11 protein-coding genes are annotated in these 16,709 nt (G+C 70.9%); 6 read left to right on the forward strand and 5 right to left on the reverse strand.

Going from position 1 to position 16,709, the window contains the following annotated elements; genetic code table 11:
• Window positions 1-27: 27 nt before the first annotated feature.
• Complete coding sequence (locus tag CACI_RS35810; protein ID WP_015795790.1) at window positions 28-2,256, forward strand: MMPL family transporter; 2,229 nt, start codon at window positions 28-30, stop codon at window positions 2,254-2,256.
• 67 nt (window positions 2,257-2,323) lie between these two features.
• Here the strand turns inward: CACI_RS35810 and CACI_RS35815 are convergent, their stop codons facing one another.
• Together CACI_RS35815 and CACI_RS35820 are read right to left on the reverse strand one after the other, a co-directional pair.
• A complete protein-coding gene (locus tag CACI_RS35815; RefSeq protein WP_015795791.1) occupies window positions 2,324-3,136 on the reverse strand; it encodes an SGNH/GDSL hydrolase family protein in 813 nt (270 codons plus the stop codon).
• Between the two features lie 115 nt (window positions 3,137-3,251).
• Window positions 3,252-4,727: an FAD-binding protein gene (locus CACI_RS35820; RefSeq protein ID WP_015795792.1), complete on the reverse strand. Its 1,476-nt coding sequence runs from the start codon at window positions 4,725-4,727 to the stop codon at window positions 3,252-3,254.
• Window positions 4,728-4,834: 107 nt separating this feature from the next.
• On the opposite strand from CACI_RS35820, the gene CACI_RS35825 reads away from it, so the two are divergent.
• Together CACI_RS35825 and CACI_RS35830 are read left to right on the forward strand one after the other, a co-directional pair.
• Window positions 4,835-5,539 (forward strand): class I SAM-dependent DNA methyltransferase, encoded by a 705-nt coding sequence (locus CACI_RS35825; RefSeq protein ID WP_015795793.1) that lies wholly within the window; start codon window positions 4,835-4,837, stop codon window positions 5,537-5,539.
• 43 nt (window positions 5,540-5,582) lie between these two features.
• Window positions 5,583-7,322 (forward strand): ATP-binding SpoIIE family protein phosphatase, encoded by a 1,740-nt coding sequence (locus CACI_RS35830; RefSeq protein ID WP_015795794.1) that lies wholly within the window; start codon window positions 5,583-5,585, stop codon window positions 7,320-7,322.
• Here CACI_RS35830 and CACI_RS35835 read toward each other — a convergent pair.
• Entirely contained in the window at window positions 7,319-8,743 is a 1,425-nt protein-coding gene (locus CACI_RS35835; RefSeq protein WP_015795795.1) for an MFS transporter, read from the reverse strand. The two genes, CACI_RS35830 and CACI_RS35835, sit on opposite strands and share 4 nt — an antisense overlap.
• A 417-nt stretch (window positions 8,744-9,160) precedes the next feature.
• Window positions 9,161-9,604 (reverse strand): MarR family winged helix-turn-helix transcriptional regulator, encoded by a 444-nt coding sequence (locus tag CACI_RS35840; protein ID WP_015795796.1) that lies wholly within the window; start codon window positions 9,602-9,604, stop codon window positions 9,161-9,163.
• Between the two features lie 112 nt (window positions 9,605-9,716).
• On the opposite strand from CACI_RS35840, the gene CACI_RS35845 reads away from it, so the two are divergent.
• On the forward strand, window positions 9,717-9,965 hold the full coding sequence (locus CACI_RS35845) for a hypothetical protein (RefSeq protein ID WP_041540671.1): 249 nt from the start codon (window positions 9,717-9,719) through the stop codon (window positions 9,963-9,965).
• A 56-nt stretch (window positions 9,966-10,021) separates the two neighbouring features.
• Window positions 10,022-13,264 (forward strand): hypothetical protein, encoded by a 3,243-nt coding sequence (locus CACI_RS51700; protein WP_041540672.1) that lies wholly within the window; start codon window positions 10,022-10,024, stop codon window positions 13,262-13,264.
• Between the two features lie 136 nt (window positions 13,265-13,400).
• Here the strand turns inward: CACI_RS51700 and CACI_RS35855 are convergent, their stop codons facing one another.
• Window positions 13,401-14,738 (reverse strand): L,D-transpeptidase, encoded by a 1,338-nt coding sequence (locus CACI_RS35855; RefSeq protein ID WP_015795799.1) that lies wholly within the window; start codon window positions 14,736-14,738, stop codon window positions 13,401-13,403.
• A 630-nt stretch (window positions 14,739-15,368) separates the two neighbouring features.
• Here CACI_RS35855 and CACI_RS35860 point away from each other — a divergent pair.
• Window positions 15,369-16,709, forward strand: a complete 1,341-nt coding sequence (locus CACI_RS35860) for a glycoside hydrolase family 16 protein (protein ID WP_015795801.1) — start codon at window positions 15,369-15,371, stop codon at window positions 16,707-16,709.

Below are 16,709 nucleotides of genomic sequence, written 5' to 3' on the forward strand. Positions count from 1 at the left end.
TCGGCCGGCGCGCTCGATGCTGCGAAGGTGTCGACCTATCTGTTCCGGATCGCGCGCTGGTCGTTCCATCACCGGCGGCGGGTGCTCGCGCTGTGGCTGATCCTGGTCGTGGCCATGATCGTGGTGGCCGGAGCCAGCGGCGGCAAGACCAATGACGAGTTCACCATTCCGGGCACCGAGTCCCAGCACGTCACGGATCTGCTGGAGGTCAAGCTGCCGGCGCTCAGCGGCGCCCAGACCACCGTCGTGTTCGCGGTGCCCCCCGGTACCAAGGTCACGGACTCCGGTCCCAAGGCCGGCATCGAACAGTCGGTGGCGAACCTGGCGAAGGTGCCCGGGGTCGTGCAGTCCGCGGACCCGTTCCAGGGCGGTCCGATCTCGCAGAACGGCCAGGTGGCTCTGGGCAACCTGCAGTGGAGCCAGCAGCCGCCGGACATCAAGGACTCCGCGCTGGACATGGTGAAGACCGCCGTGGCTCCGGCTCAGGCGGCGGGAGTGCAGGTCGAGTACAACGGCAGCGTGTATCCGGGGTGGCGGGTCGTGCCCTCGGAACTGCCCGAACTCGTCGGGCTCATCATCGCCTTCATCATCCTGCTGATCACCTTCGGCTCGCTGGTCGCCGCCGGGCTGCCGATCATGACGGCCGTCATCGGCGTGCTGACCACGGTCATGGCGGTCACCGCGCTGGCCGCGGTGATGACCATCGCCTCCACCTCGACGACCGTCGCGATCATGCTGGGACTGTCCTGCGGCATCGACTACGGGCTGTTCATCATCGCCCGGCACCGGGACGGCGTGCTGCGCGGAATGCCGCCGGACCAGGCGGTCGGACTGGCCGCGGGCACGGCGGGCGGCTCGGTGGTGTTCGCCGCCGCCACGGTCATCATCGCGCTGTGCGGACTGGCGGTCGTCGGCATCCCGTTCCTGACGATCATGGGTGTGGCCGCCGCCGGCGCGGTGTTCCTGGCGCTGGTGATCTCCCTGACGCTGGTCCCGGCGATGCTCGGGTTCGCGGGCCTGCGGATCAAGAACTTCTCACGCTTCCCCTTCGGCAAGGAGCACTCCCGGCGCATCGCGCAGCAGACCGTCGAGGACCCGGAGAAGGCGCACGGCTGGCGCTGGGCCCGGTTCGTCGTCCGCCACCGGATCCCCGTGCTGATCGTCGGCGTGGCGGCGCTGGTGCTGCTGGCGCTGCCGGCCACCCAGGTGGAGCTCGGCCTGCCCGGGGCGGATTCGAACCCCAAGAGCGACACCTCGCGCAAGGCCTACGACATCATCACCGCGAACTTCGGGCCCGGCTTCAACGGCCCGCTGCTGGTCGTGGCCGACGGGGTGCAGTCCCAGCAGCAGGTGTCGCAGATCTCCGCCGGGCTCGCCAAGCAGCCCGGGGTCGCGGCGTCCACGCCGGCGGCGATGCAGAACAGCACGGCGGTGATCCGCGTCGTGCCGACCACCGGGCCGAACGACCCGGCGACCGCGACCCTGGTGCACCACCTGCGCGACAACCGCACCGCGATCGCCGCCGGCACCGGGGCGACCATCCTGGTCGGCGGCGTCACGGCGTCGAACATCGACGTGTCCGCGAAGCTGTCCTCGGCGCTGCCGGTGTTCCTGGCCGTCGTGGTCGGCCTGGCGTTCATCCTGCTGACGTTCGCCTTCCGCACCATCTGGGTGCCGATCAAGTCGATCATCGGCTTCCTGCTGTCGGTCGGCGCGGCGTTCGGGCTCCAGGTCGCGCTGTTCCAGTGGGGCTGGGGCGAGAAGATCTTCAACATCACCAAGTCCGAGACCATCAGCTTCCTGCCGATCATCATGATCGCCATCATCTTCGGCCTGTCCAGCGACTACGAGGTGTTCGTCGTCAGCCGGATCAAGGAGGACTTCACGAAGAACGGGCACGCGGTCGAGGCCGTGCGGCGCGGCGCTGGCACGGCGTCCCGCGTGGTGACGGCGGCCGCGCTGATCATGTTCTCGATCTTCGTGGCGTTCATCGTCTCGCCGACCCCGACGATCAAGGCGATCGGGTTCAGCTTCGCCGCCGGCGTGTTCCTGGACGCGTTCGTCGTCCGGCTGACGCTCGTCCCGGCGGTGATGGCGCTGGCGAAATCGGGCTTCTGGTACCACCCGCAGTGGTTCGCCAAGTACGTGCCCGACCCGGACATCGAGGGCGAGCGGTTGCAGGAGCAGCTGGCGCACCACGACGGCGTCGCGGCAGGGCTCGACGTGGATCCGGGAACCCTGCCGCCGTCGAAGTGACCGGGAGCGTTGCTGGCTACTGATTACTGGTTACTGGCTACTGATTGCTGGCTGCCCGGTTGCCGGGTCACGGCGCCACGGCGCTGAACGCCGCGTAGTAGCCGCCGCTCTGCCCGGAGGCGGTCGGGTGGTAGGAGTCGCCGACGTCGGTGACGTCCACGGAGTGCAGCCACTCGTTGAAGAAGTCGCACAGTTCGTGGCCGTGGAACCGGCTGCGGACGTCGGCGAAGGTGTCGCCGGCGTTCGCGGCGGCGGCGGCGATCTGGGTGTCGAGCAGGTCCGCGGCGTTGTTCAGCGCGGTGCGGTCGGTACCGGACAACCCGGGGCAGTACCAGGAGTGGCCCAGGTCGTAGAGCTCGGGGTAGCCCAGGACCACCACATGAGCGGACGGCGCGGCGCTGCGGATCGCGGCGAAGGTGGTCGCCAGCCGGCCCGGAAGGATCGTCTTGGCCTGCGCGACCGCGGCGTTGATCGCGTTCAGACAGGTGCTGCTGGAGTCCAGGACGCAGGTCTCCATCACCGAGGAGAAGCCGACGTCGTTGCCGCCGATGGTGATGCTGACCAGGGTCGTGCTGCTGCTCAGTGCGGAGATCTGGTTGTTCAGCACGTCCTGCGTGGTGGCGCCGGAGCAGGCGACGGAGACGTAGCTGGCCGGGTGGCGGCTGTTGGCCCACAGCTGGGAGTAGGCGTTGGTGCTGCGGTCGCAGCTGCCACTGGACGAGATGTAGCTCCCGGCACCGACGCCGGAGGAGTACGAGTCGCCCAGCGCCACGTAGTGGTCGGCGGCGGTCGCCGAGGCGTTGGCGCCCAGGAGCGTGACGACGGCGGTGACCGCCGCCGCGACGCTGAGCAGGCCGCGCGAAAGGTGGGTTTTGAACACTGAGTGCCTCCATGGGAGGAGGGGGATGTGGGGGTGGCGCACTGATTGAAATAGCACTTCATCAGGGCCCTGGGAAGGTGGCTTCTCGCGAGCCACCCCCTCATCCGCTCAGCGGCTACGCAGGTGCGAAAATCCCCTGTCCCGGCGCCAGAATCCCGTGCGGATCAAAGCGCCGCTTCGCCGCCCGGAACGCCTGCCAGCGCGCGCCGTACTGCGTCCGCCAGTCGCTAGGCGTCATCGGGATCGCGCCGACCGGGTACTGCTTGCCGCCCGCGGCCTGCACGCGCAGGTAAAGGTCGCGGTTCTCCCGCAGCTGCGCCGCGGCCGGGAGCGCGCCGCCGTCCGGGGCCGCCGTGCGCAGGACCGCGAACAGGAAGGCGATCTCGCCGTCCGGGACCGAGAGCAGCGGCGTCGTGAACTTCGCCGTCGGGACCGGATACAGCAGGACCAGGCCGCTCGCGCCGAGGTCGGCTGGTGTGGTGGCGTCCATGGTGGCGGTGACCAGCGCGTCGGCGGCGGTGTCGGGGAGGAAGCCGTTGAACCACGGGTGCGGGTCGTACCACTCGCCGCTGGCCTTCAGGGCGGCCACGGTCGGCGCCAGGTCGTCCACGAAGTCGACGTACGCGGAGTCCTGGATCTGCGGCGCGCCGATGGAGCCGAGGTCGCCGATCAGGGCATTGTCGTCCGGCGGGGTCGCGTCGTAGAACGCTGATCCCTCGAGGAGGTACAGCCAGCCGCCGCCCGCCGGCAGGATCGTGCCCTCCAGCCAGTCGAAGCGGCCGTCGCCGACGGCCTTGCGCTGCGCCGCGGTGAGGGCTGCCACGCTCGGGTAGACCAGCGAGTAGCTGCGCACCGACGTCGGCGCCGGGACCAGGCGGATCACCGCGCGGGTGATGACGCCGACCTGGCCGAGGCCGGACAGCGCGGCGTGGAACAGGTCCGCGTCGCGGGTCGCCGAGCAGGTCCGGATCTGTCCGGTGCCGGTGACGACCTCGAGCTGCACGACGTTGTCGACCTGCGCGCCGTGGTGGTGCGAGGCGCCGCCGACGCCGCCGGCGGACAGCGTGCCGCCGACCGAGAGCTCGATGTAGTCGGTGAACACCGGCGGGGTGAGGCCGTGGGCCAGGCTCGCGGCCAGCACCGCGCTCCACACCGCGCCGGCGCCGACCGTCGCGGTGCTCGTCGCCGGGTCGACGCTGATCGCGGCCAGCGGGCCCAGATCGACGATCAGGCCGTCGGCGGCCTGCGCCTGGCCGAAGGCCTGGTGGCCCTGGCCGCGCGGGGCGACCGGGATGCCGAGCGGGCCGCAGAAGGCGATCATCGCGGCGATGTCGCGGACCGAGCCGGGGAGCAGCGCCGCGCGCGGCGTGCGGTGGACCAGGTGGCCGAAGTCGTCCTCGTAGGGCGCCAGGTCCGCCGGGGCGATGAGCAGGCGGCCGTCCAGGTGCGGGGCGCGCCGGAAGTCCGCCGCGGCGCCTTGGGGAGCCTGCGCGGCCCAGGCCCGGGAGGTGGTGTCGAAGCCGACGGCCAGGGCTCCCACGCTCACGGCCCGGACGAACGAGCGACGGCTGTGGTGCGCGTCCATGCCCATCTAGTCCCACCCTTTCCCACGGAAATGAAGACCATTGATAATACGGAGGCCGGTAGTCCTTTGCGACCGGCCTGTGACAGGTCTGGTGCCGCGAGTCGAGGGAACACATGGTGATCGGGAAGCCGGGCGCGTCCCCCCGTGAGGGTCTGGCCGGTAGTGCGGATCAGGCGTGGGTCGAGCGGGAGCAGGCGCAGGCACGCGCCTACGACGCCATCGGCGCGCGCTACGACGAGGCCTTCCCGCACAAGGAGGGACAGCTCGCGGTGGTCACGATGTTGCTGGAGCGGTTGCCAGTCGGCGCGCGGGTGTTGGACGTGGGCACCGGTACCGGGTTGCCGACCGCGCGGCAGCTGGCTGACGCCGGCTGCCGGGTCGCCGGTCTGGACATCTCGCCGCGGATGATCGAGATCGCGCGGGGGAACGTGCCGGAGGCGGAGTTCGTGCTCGGCGACGTCCTCGATCTGGACGTCACCGATCCCCGCTACGAGGCGGTGACCGCCTTCTTCTCCTTACTCCACCTGCCGCGCGGGCAAGTGCACGCGGCACTGGGTTTGATCCATGAAGCACTGGTCTGCGGCGGTTGGTTCGCGGTGGCCATGGTGGAGGCGGATGTGGACGACGTCCCGATCGCCTTTCTGGATAGCCGGGTCCGGGTGACCGGCTACCTGCGCGGCGACTTACGGTCGGTGTTGACAGAGTCCGGATTCACCATCGAGCACGAGCAGGTGCTTTCTTACGCGCCGGAGACTTCTTCGGCGCAACCGGAGATCCAGATGTTCTTTCTCTGCCGCAAGGCGGACAGACAGTCCTAGACTCCGCACACCAGTATCGGGCCGGAGCGAGAGCAACGTATAAGTGCACGAATCAGAGCACGGGCACAACGGAGTGCTGACGTACAAGATCGATCTGCGGGACCATCTGTCGTTCCTGAACGAGGCGACGGACCGGATCGGCGCCGGCACGGACATGGTGGCGATCGCGGTGCAGTTCGCCGCCGCGCTGGTCCCGCGGCTCGCCGACTTCGCCTCGGTGCACCTGCTGGACGCCTTGTTCGTGGACGGCGCCCCGGCTCCGCCGGCGCCCGGCGCGACGGCGTCCAGCCTGGTGCGGCGCGTGGCGGTGGCGCATGACGAGCCGCCGGAGCGCTGGCTGTCGCTGGTGCCGGAGGGCGCGGTGCAGATCATGCACGCCACGAGCCCCTGCCACGAGGCGATGGCCACCGGGACGCCGGTGCAGCTGGACCGGGTCACGCCGGACCGGGCCGTGGCGATGGCGCTGTCCCACTCCCCCGGCGACTTGTATCCGCTGGTCGCCGAGCGCGCATATCTGGCGGTGCCGATCGTGGTGCGCGGCCGGGTGCTGGGCTGCGTGGCGCTGACGCGGCGTCCGGAGCGCGCGGAGTTCGACGAGGTGGACGTGCTGACCGTCGGGCAGCTGGCCGCGCAGGTGGCGCTCGGCGTGGACAACGCGCGGCTGTTCCGCGGGCAGGTGGCCACGGCCGCGGAGTTCCGGCGCGGGGTACTGCCGACGGCGCCGCCGACGCTGGCCGGGGTCGAGGTCGCGCACCGGTATCTGCCGGCGAATCCGGCGGTCGAGGTCGGCGGCGACTGGTTCGACACGATCGCGTTGCCGGGGAGCCGGGTGGCGATCGTGATCGGCGACGTGATGGGGCACGGCGTGCGCTCGGCGGCGGTGATGGGGCATCTGCGGATCGCGGTGCAGACGCTGGCCGCGCTGGACCTGCCGCCGGGGCAGCTGCTGCGCCAGCTCGACAGTTTGGCGCTGCAACTCGGCGACGACCATCTGGCGACGTGCTTGTACGCGGTCTACGACCCGATCGCGTCGTGCTGCGTCATCGCCAACGCCGGGCATCTGGCGCCGATGCTGGTGCGCGCCGACGGCCGGGTGGAGCGGGTCGAGGTGCCCAGCGGCGCGCCGATAGGGGTCGGGGGCGTGGCGTTCGACACCGCCGAGATCCCGATCCGCGACGGGGACGTCCTGGTGCTGTACACCGACGGTCTGGTCGAGGCGCGCGGCGACGACATCGACGACCGGATTGCGGCCCTCGGCGAATGTCTGGAGCTGGCGGCGCGGCCGGACGCCGATCCCGAGGCGCTGTGCGACACGCTGCTGACGATGCTCGACGGGGACAAGCACGAGGACGACGTCGCGCTGCTCGCCGCGCGGCTGAAGGGGATTCCGGCGGAGAGCATCGCGAACTGGCTGTTGGCGCCGCTGCCGCCGACGGTGCCGCGGGCGCGCGGGCTGGTGCGGCGGGCGATGGCGGGGTGGGACCTGCCGGAGAGCGTGCGGGACACCACCGAGCTGCTGGCCACGGAGCTGGTGACGAACGCGGTCCGCTACGCGCACGGGCCGATCGAGCTGCGGCTGCTGCGCACGCGCACGCTGCTCTGCGAGGTGCGCGACGACGACCACTTCCTGCCGATCCTGTTGGAGGCCGGCGATCTGGACGAGGGCGGGCGGGGGTTGTTCCTGGTCAGTCAGCTGGCGCAGCGGTGGGGCGTGAGCCGGACGGCGAACGGGAAGGTGGTGTGGTTCGAGGTGGCGCTGGAGGAGGAGCCCGTTTGGGCCTAGGCCGCTGTCCGCTTCGGGAGCGTGCGGTCCAGGACGGAGACCAGGAGCAGCACGACACTGACGCCGATCATGATCCAGGCGATCAGGTGGACGCCGTGGTCGGTGACGCTGGTGTGGAAGACGATGCCGGTGATGGCCGAGGAGGCGATCGAGCCGACGTAGCCGAAGGTGCGCAGGAGTCCGGCTGCCGTGCCGAGCTGATCGGCGGGCGCCTGCGCGTAGAGCGCGGTCTGATTGCCTGCGGCGGCGAAACCCATGACCAGCCCGAAGACGAGCGTGAGCACCACGACCCAGCCGATCCAGGCGGAGGCGCTGAGGACGAGCGTCCCCACCGCGCCGACGACGCACGCGACCGCCGCGGCGATGACGGGCCCGCGCACCAGGTTGCGGCGCGAGACCGGCGAGACGATGAGGCCGGAGACGAGCGTCATGGGGAGCAGGAGCAGCCCGGCTTGGGTCTCGCTGAGGCCGCGGACGCCTTCGACCCATTGCGTGACGCCGTACAGGACCACGTACAGGCACAGCATGGCGAGGCCGAAGCGTAGATAGGTGCGAGTCAGCGCCTTGTTGGACGCGAGCATGCGGACGTCGAGGAAGGGCGCCGCGGCGCGCAGCTCCCAGAACACGAGCGCGATCCACAGGACCACGGATATGCCTAGCAGGTACCAATGCGTCGTCGGGAGCGAGAACAGGAACAGCAGCAACGCGATCATGGCAGCGGCGAACCCCGCGATGCCGACCGCATCGAGGCGCGCGGCCACCTCCCGCCACCGCAACGGACGCTGAAGCGGCCCGTCGGGCGAGACCCACGTCAACGTCGCAGCCAGCGCAACCAACGCGACCGGCACGTTGGCGAAGAACACCGACCGCCACCCGAACCACCCGACCAGCGCACCCCCGATCGGCAGCCCGAGCGACGCGGTGGCGATCCCCGCGATCTGCAATCCGCCGAGCACGGCACCCGGCGGATTGCCGAGACCGGCATCGCGGGCACGACGGCGGATCAGCAGCATGGCGGTCGGATAGGCGCAGGAGGTGCCGAGGCCGATCAGGACTCTGCTGACGACAAGGGTGAGCAGGCCCTGAGCGAAGCCACCGGTTATCCCACCTACCGCGACCAGAAGGATGCCGGCGAGGAACACGCGCCGCGGCCCGAAGACCTCGGCCGCCTTGCCCGCAGTCGGCTGCGCGATCGCACTCGCGAGGTAGAGCGCGGTGACGAGCGCCGCGGTCTGCCCGATCGGCACGCCGACGCCGCGCGCGATCGGCAGCAGCGCGGTCGCGATCAGCGAACTGTTGACGGGATTGAGCGCTGAGCCGAGGAACAGCGGAGTGGTGAAGCGCCAGGAGAAGGGGTTCGGGGTCGAGGGCGGCGGCGCGGGAGTTGTCGCGGGTGCGGGTGCCTCGGGCGAGGCGGGCATGGGGGCTCCTCGGGGGCGGTGCGAGTGGTGCGAAGCAAGCGATGGCGCGAGCGAAGCGGGGCGCGCGCGGCAGTGCGGGTCGGTTGCCGGTGGCGCAGGTGGCACAGGCAGTGCGACCAGAGCAGATCGGCGCGGGTAGGCCAGGTGGGCAGATCGGTGCGGTGGCGCGGGCAGCCCAGGGCAGCGGGGATCGCGTGGGCCGGCGCGGGTGGTGCTGGCTGGTTCGGGCAGTGCGGTGGTGCGGGCAGCACGAGGCTGCGGGGATCGCGTGGGGCAGCGCGGATCGTGCTGGCTGATGCGGGCAGACCAGGGAGCGCGGATCGCGTGGGGCGGCGCGGGTGGTGCTGACTGGTTCGGGCGATGCGGGCGGCGCGACCTGTTGCGCGGTGGCGTGGGCTTGTGCGGGTGGCAGTGCCCTCAGAGCAGCTCCGCGAGGCGTTCGATGAGGGAGGCGGCGGCGGTGAGGGTGGCTAGGTCGGTGTCGGTGAAGGATTCTTCGAGGGCTGCGGTGATCTTGTCGGTGACGGCGTTGCGGCCGGTGTGGAGGGCTGCGAGGCCTTCGGGGGTCAGGGTGAGGATGGATTGGCGGGCGTCGGTGGTGTGGGGGGTGCGGGCGATCAGGCCTAGTTTTTCGAGGCCGGAGATCGTGGTGCCCATGGCTTGGGGGGTGATTTGTTCGCGGCGGGCCAGGGCGGTGGTGGTCATCGGGCCCAGGCGGTCGAGGCGGGAGAGGGCGGTGAGTTGGGGATTGGTCAGTTCGCCGGCGATGGCGGCCTCGTCTACGCGGCGGCGGAAGGCTCCGATGGCGATGCGGAGGTGGTTGGCCGTCTCGCGGCGGGGCTCCGGCTGGGCTTCGGTCACAATGCTCAGCCTAGGCTTGGTAGTTTGGGTTTACAAGTTTGGGCTTCATCATTGTCGACCGGACGGGGCTGCCGGGGTGCCGCCGGGGGCGGGGCGGCGGATCGTGCCGACTGTGAGCCGCTACTCGTATGAACTCGCCCGTGATCGCGATCTCGACACGGACAGCACCGAGGACCAGTTCTGGCACGTCGTGCGCGTCGATGACGCCCACGATCCGCCGCATCTGCACACCTTGTGCAATCGGGTGCTCGAGGAGCCCGTCACTCGCTGGCGGGATTACTCGGTGGAGCGGATGGTCGACATCATCTGCCATCAGTGCCTGACGGGGTATGTCGCCGAGGCGGGCAGTCAGGCGGCGTAGTCGGTCCCGGCTGGAGTTGTCAGCGGCTGGTGGGTGCTCGCACCTAGAATCCGCGAGTGACCGATCCGTTTGAGACAGCAGCGATCCGTGCCCGGGTGTTGGAGGCGTGGGTGGCCTCGCCGGTGCGCTTCCGCGAGGACGCCAACCTTGAGGAAGACCTCGTCCTCGGCGGGTACCGGGACCGGGTGGTCGTGGAGTTGGCGCAGAACGCCGCCGACGCCGCGCTGCGCGCGAAGGTGCCCGGCCGATTGCGGCTGACGCTGGACGGCCAGACCCTCACCGCCGCGAACGTCGGCGCGCCGCTCGACGCGGACGGCGTGACCGGGCTGTCCACGCTGCGGGCCTCGGCGAAGGTCGGGGATGCCGGCGGCGCGGACGATCCGGCTGATGCTTCGGAAGTGGCGGCAGCGGCAGCAACGGCGGCATCGCCAGTAGGTCGCTTCGGCGTCGGCTTCGCCGCCGTCCTCGCCGTCTGCGACGAGCCCTCCGTGCTCTCCCGCGACGGCAGCGTCCGCTTCTCCGCCGCCGACGCCCGCCGCGAAGTGGAGCGCGCCGCCGAGCGCAGCGCAGGCCTGCGCGCCGAACTCCAGCGCCGCGAAGGCCGCACCCCGGTCCTGCGCCTCCCCTTCCCCGCCGACGAGCAGCCGCCGCGGGGCTTCGACACCGCCGTCGTCCTCCCCCTGCGCGACGAGGCGGCGCGCAAGCTGGTCCGCAACCTGCTCGCCGCCGTGGACGACGCGCTGCTGCTCGCGCTCCCGTCGCTGTCCGAGATCGTCGTGGACGTCGACGGCGAGCTGCGCCGACTGACGGCGGACCGCGATCCCGACGGCGTGTGCACCATCACCGACGGCTCCGAGGTCTCCCGCTGGCGCATCGCCTCGGCGAGCGGACCGATAGACCCTGAGCTGTTGACGGACCGCCCGATAGAGGAACGCGCGCGACCCACGTGGGCACTGACGTGGGCAGTCCCCTGCGACGCCGACGACGAGCCGCGCCGCCCCGCCACCGTCCCGGTGTTCCACGGCCCGACGCCCACCGACGAGCCGCTCGGCCTGCCCGCGCTGCTGATCGCGACGCTGCCGCTGGACCCGACGCGGCGCCGCCTGGCTCCCGGCGCGCTGACCGACTTCCTGCTGGACCGGGCCGCCGGTGCCTATGCCGACTTGGTCCGCGACTGGCCGTCGAAGACGCCGGGGCTGCTGCGGCTGGTCCCCGGACCGATCGCCGACGGACCGGTGGACGCCGAGCTGCGCCGCCGGATCGTGACGCTGCTGGCGCAGGCGCCGATCCTGCCCGCGGCAGCCGCGCCGGACGCGAAAGACGAGAAGACTGCGAGCGACGCGGCGGAAAGCGAGGCGGCGGAAAGCCAAGCGGCAGAAGGCCCAGCGACAACACCCGAAGCAGCGCCCCAACCCCCCGCTCTCCTCATCCCCCGCAACGCCGTCGTCCTCACCCCGAACTCCGAAGCCCTCGTCGCAGCCCTCGACGACGTGATCCCCGGGCTGCTCCCCGCCGGCTTCGAGCGCGACCAGGCGGCGCTGACCACCCTCGGCGTCCGCGGCATCGGCCTCGGCGACGTCGTCGAGGCCGTCGCCGGGCTCGACCGGCCGCCGGCGTGGTGGTCCGCGCTCTACACCGCGCTGGACGCCGTCTCCGGCGACGACCCGCTGGCCTTCGACGCGCTCTCGGCGCTGCCGGTCCCGCTCGCCGACGGCCGCACCGTGCGCGGACCGCGCGGCACGCTGCGGCCCGCCACCGGCCTGGACGACGCCACCCTGGCCGCCCTCACTCCCCTCGGCCTGCGCGTCATCCACCCGCACGCGCTCGGCGACGGCGCGCGCCTGCTGGAGCGCCTGGGCGCGCAGCCGGCCGAGCCGCGCGTGATGCTCGCCGATCCGGCGGTGCTGCAAGCCGTCGACAACGCCTACGACCCCGTGCCGCTCGGCGACGACGACGCCTCGTCCGATCCGCTGGCGGTCGCCGAGGCGGTGCTGGCTCTGGTCCGCGCCGCCGGTCCGCGCCCCGGCGAGCGGTTCGGCTTGGGGCGGCTGCTGCTGCCCGAGGCCGACGGCGCCCTGACGCCCGCCGGCGAGCTGCTCGTGCCCGACTCGGCGCTGGCCGGGATCGTCGACCCGGAGCTGTACGGGTTCGTCGCCGCCGAGTGGGTCGAGCGCTGGGGATCGGCGGTCCTGCACGCCGCCGGCGTCCCCGACGGCTTCCCGCTGCTGCGCGACACCGACGTCCTGCTCGACCCCGACACGCTCGACGACGAGCTGACGGAGCTGGAGGGCTTCGAGGACTGGGCCGAGCACGTGGAATCACTGTGTCCGCCCGACTCCGCGCCGGTGGTGCTCGCCGAGCTGGCCGGCGTCATAGGGCTGGAGACGGTGCGGGCCGAGGCGTGGGCGCAGGCGCTGGAACTGCTGGCGCGCACCCCGGCGCTGCGGCAGGCGGTGATCCGCTCGGCGCGGCTGTCGCTGGCCGACGGCGGCAAGCTGACGCTGCCCTCGCCGACCGCGTGGTGGCTGGGCCGCACGCCGGTCCTGGCCGACAAGTGCCCCGCCGATCTGCTCATCGGCGACGACACCGCCTTGTCAGGGCTCTACGATCCGCTGGATCCGGCGGACGCGGGAGCCCTCGCCAATGACACAGAGTTCCTGACCGCGTTGGGCGTCAAGACCACCGCCCTGGATCTGCTGGCGACGCCGGGCGGTCCGGACGAGCTTCTCGACCGCCTCGCCGACCCGGACCGGTCGGTGACCCGCAGCCAGCTCACCGATCTGTACTGCACGCTCGCCGAGGTACCCGCCGACCAGGTCTCGCCGCCGGATCACCTGCGCGCCACGTTGGACGGCGAGCTGGTCGTGGCCGACGCGAACGACGTCGTGGTCGTCGATGCCCCGGATCTGTTGCCGCTGCTGGCCGGACGCCCCTACCTGCCGATCCCCCTGCGCCACGCGACGGCCCTGGCCGACCTCCTGGATCTGGATCTGGCCTCGGAGGTGATAGACGCCGCCGTCGACGAGCCGGGCGAGGTGCGCGACGTCCCGGAGGATGTCAGGGCTCTGCTTCCCGACGCCCCGGGCACCTACGTCGAGCACGACGACCTGATCCTGGCCGACGGCACGGAGGTCGACTGGCGCGTCGCGGACGGCGTGGTGCACACCTCCACGTTCGACGGGCTGGCGCGCGGGCTGGCGTGGGCCGCCGGGCGCTGGGACCAGCGGCACCTGGTGTCGGCGATGCTCGCCGAGCCGGAGCGGACCGCCGATCTGCTGGTGGAGGTCGACTTCGAGTAGCGGGCGGCGTCTACGCGGCGGCGCGGGCGTTCCCGCCGCCGCGCAAAGCCAAAACCCATAGCCCACAAAGGAAACTGGCCGCCCGCGCCTTCGCGCGAGCGGCCAGTCCTTGTCCTCGGTGAATCTCAGCGGCGGCTTACTGCCCCGCGGTCGAAAGCCCCGCGGCGGAACCGGCGAGCCAGGTCTTCCAGCTCTCGTTCCAGTCGGTGAAGCCGTTGCCGGTGTGCACCTGGTCGGGCTCGCCGTTGATGGTCACCGGGTCGCCGACGTGGATGAAGTTGTAGAACCAGGTCGCGTCCGCGGGCTTCAAGTGCACGCAGCCGTGGGAGGTGTTGTCCGTACCGATGTGGCTGTCCCACTCCGCCTGGTGGATGTAGGTCCCCGAGTTGGTGAGGTGGACATCGTTGTAGACCTTGAGGTCGTAGTAGTTACCGACCCCCGGGGTGCAGCTGAAGCCCGGCACCGAGCAGGACTTCATCTCGATCATGGGCTCCTTGTCGAGCACCACCATCGTGCCGCCCCAGGTGCTGTATCCCGACATACCGGTGTCGGTCGGGATCTCCTTGATGTCCTTGCCGTCCTGGTACACGTGCATCATGTAGTGCTTCGTGTCCACCACGGCGCGCTGGTCGCGGCCGACGGTGAAGTTGAAGCCCTTCGTGAACGAGCCGAAGGTGATGTCGCCGGCCTTGACGCCGTTGAGGTTCATCTGCACCGAGACCTTGGTGCCGGAGGCCCAGTAGTTCTGCGGGCGCCAGTCGACCTGGGTCGCGCTGATCCAGCTCCACGCGCCCTCGACATGGGGCGTGGTGGTGACCGTCATCGCCTTCTCGACGTTGGCGCGGTCCTTGACGTTCGGCGGGTTGGTGAAGGTCACCGACACCGGCTGGCCGACGCCGACGGTCGTGCCGTCGTTCGGGAAGTAGCTCTGCAGTCCGAGCCGCTTCTGCGGGGTCAGCGTGGTGAACTTCGCCGAGATGTCCTTCTCGGCGCCGGTGCTGTCCAGAGCCTTGCCGGTCACGGTGTAGCTGCTGGATATGTTGAGCGTCCCGCTGGAGGCCCAGGAGGAGCCGTCGGCGGCGAGCGTGCCGGCGACCTTGTTCCCCTTGGAGTCCTGCGCGCTCACCGACTCGATCTTGCCGCCGGCGGCGCTGAGCTGGATCCCCTGCGAGGGGTCGGCGTCGGTCGTGCCGTCGGCCGGTTTGGCGTTGAGCACCAGCGGAGTCGCCGGCACCGACGGCGTGGTCGGCGCCGACGAGCTCGAGCCGCCCGCCGCGCCGGGCGCCGAACTGGCGCCGTTGCCGGCGGGATGCGCCGCCGAGGGCTTGGAGCCCGACGAACTGCCGCAGCCGGCCGCCAGCAGCGTGGCCGCGGCGGCGACCGCGGTGAGCTGGGCGGCGCGACGCCACGCGGGCCGGACGGTGACGCGACGGGCGGCGCCCGCAGAACCATCCCGGCCGTGCTGACGTGCCACGAGTCCCTCCTTGGAAATGGGCTACAGTATCTGACCACGTATAAAGCGTTTGACGTATGTCGAGCACGAAGTGCGGGGAGCCGATCACGTTCCGTGCATCTGCGCACGCCGGGCCCGCTGGAATTCCGTACACCCACCTAGACGTCACGTCGTGCCCCGAGGTTGCTGAAGAATTCGGCCGGACCCGCCTTCGTGACAGTTCCGGTACAAACAAGCGAGCGCGGACGCGACGGCCAGCGTACCGTGGCCGCGCACTGCCTCGGAGACCGCGGTTTCCCCGTCTCTGTCCTCGGGATCCGCGCTCAGAGGAAACGAGGCGCCGGCGCAGCCCACCCAAAAGGGATTGAGCATGTCTGAACCGTCCCGTATCAGGCATCTGACTGACCGGTCCGGCCTTCCGTACCCGCGAGAACGACGGCGCACTAGGAGGCCTCGCGGTAAGGCCCGCGTTACCGGAATCTCAAGATTCTTCGTCCGCTGTTCTGGACAGCCCTCCGTGAGAGCGCTTTCATGAAGCTTGCGCGCGCAATGGTATAGACCTCGCGGATGCATGACGGCCGGGCTGCGGATGCCGCAGGCCCGAGTCCTGGTCCGCGAGTCTTCGTGGTGCGTCAACCCAGGAGATCCCCCATGTCTTCATCCCCACAGCAGTCACCACCCCGCACCGCCCGCAAACGCTTCCGGCGCCTGGCCGCCGTGGCCGCGCCGCTCGCCGTGGCGCTCGCGGCCTGGGCCGCGACGCCGGACGGCGCCGCGCAGGCCTCCGCGCCCCCGCCGCCCTCGGGCTGGAACCAGGTGTTCCTCGACGACTTCGGCGGCGCCTCCGGCAGCGGCATCGACGGCCAGTGGAAGTACGACACCGGTCCGGGCTCGAGCTTCGGCACCGGCGAGATCGAGACGATGACGAACTCGACCAGCAACGTCCATCTCGACGGCGGCGGCAACCTGGACATCACGGCGCAGGGCAGCGGCAGCAACTGGACGTCGGGGCGGGTGCAGACCACCAGCGCCAACGTCGGCGCCCCGGCCGGCGGCAAGCTCGAGGTCACCGCCTCGATCCAGCAGCCGACCGGAGGCCTGGGCTACTGGCCGGCGTTCTGGATGCTGGGTCCGGGCCAGTGGCCGGAGAACGGCGAGATCGACATCATGGAGGATGTCAACGCCCTGTCCGAGGTCGCCGGCACCATCCACTGCGGCGTCGATCCGGGCGGTCCGTGCAACGAGGGCAACGGCATCGGCAGCGGCCTGCGGGCGTGCGGCGGCTGCCAGTCCGGCTTCCACACGTACACCATGATCCTGGACCGGACGAACACCTCGGCCGAGTCCATCGCGTTCTACCTCGACGGCAGCCAGTACTTCTCGGTGAACGAGTCGCAGGTCGGCACCTCCACCTGGCAGCAGGCCTACGACCACAACCTGTCGATCATCCTCGACCTGGCGATGGGCGGCGCCTTCCCGAACGGCGTGTGCGGCTGCACGACTCCGACCGGCTCGACCGCCTCCGGCGGCACGATGCGCGTGGACTACGTCGCGGCGTACACCACCACCGGCAACGGCGGCGGCAACCCGCCGCCCCCGCCCGGCAGCGGTCCGATCACCTCCGGCGTCGGCTCGAACATCTGCCTCGACGACCGCTCGTCGAGCACGGCGAACTACAACCCGGTGCAGATCTACACCTGCAACGGATCCGCGGCGCAGCAGTGGTCGGTGGTCCAGGCGGGCAGCACGCTGCACGTCCTGGGCAAGTGCCTGGACGTGTACGCGGCCGGCACGGCGAACGGGTCGAAGGTCGACCTCTACGACTGCAACGGCACCGGATCCCAGGTGTTCGTCCCGCAGTCGAACGGGTCGCTGCTCAACCCGCAGTCCAACAAGTGCCTGGACGTTCCCGGTGCGACCACCGCGTCGGGCACGCAGGTGCAGATCTATGACTGCAACGGCACCAACGCTCAGAAGTGGACGCTTCCGTAA

The sequence above is a fragment of the Catenulispora acidiphila DSM 44928 genome (assembly GCF_000024025.1).
In the GTDB taxonomy this organism is placed as follows: domain Bacteria; phylum Actinomycetota; class Actinomycetes; order Streptomycetales; family Catenulisporaceae; genus Catenulispora; species Catenulispora acidiphila.

Excerpts from the sequence above, each read along its gene's own strand:
- CACI_RS35820 (WP_015795792.1), bottom strand. The coding sequence starts at position 4,727 with ATGGGCATGGACGCGCACCACAGCCGTCGCTCGTTCGTCCGGGCCGTG.
- CACI_RS35825 (WP_015795793.1), top strand. The coding sequence starts at position 4,835 with ATGGTGATCGGGAAGCCGGGCGCGTCCCCCCGTGAGGGTCTGGCCGGT.
- CACI_RS35835 (WP_015795795.1), bottom strand. The coding sequence starts at position 8,743 with ATGCCCGCCTCGCCCGAGGCACCCGCACCCGCGACAACTCCCGCGCCG.
- CACI_RS35860 (WP_015795801.1), top strand. The coding sequence starts at position 15,369 with ATGTCTTCATCCCCACAGCAGTCACCACCCCGCACCGCCCGCAAACGC.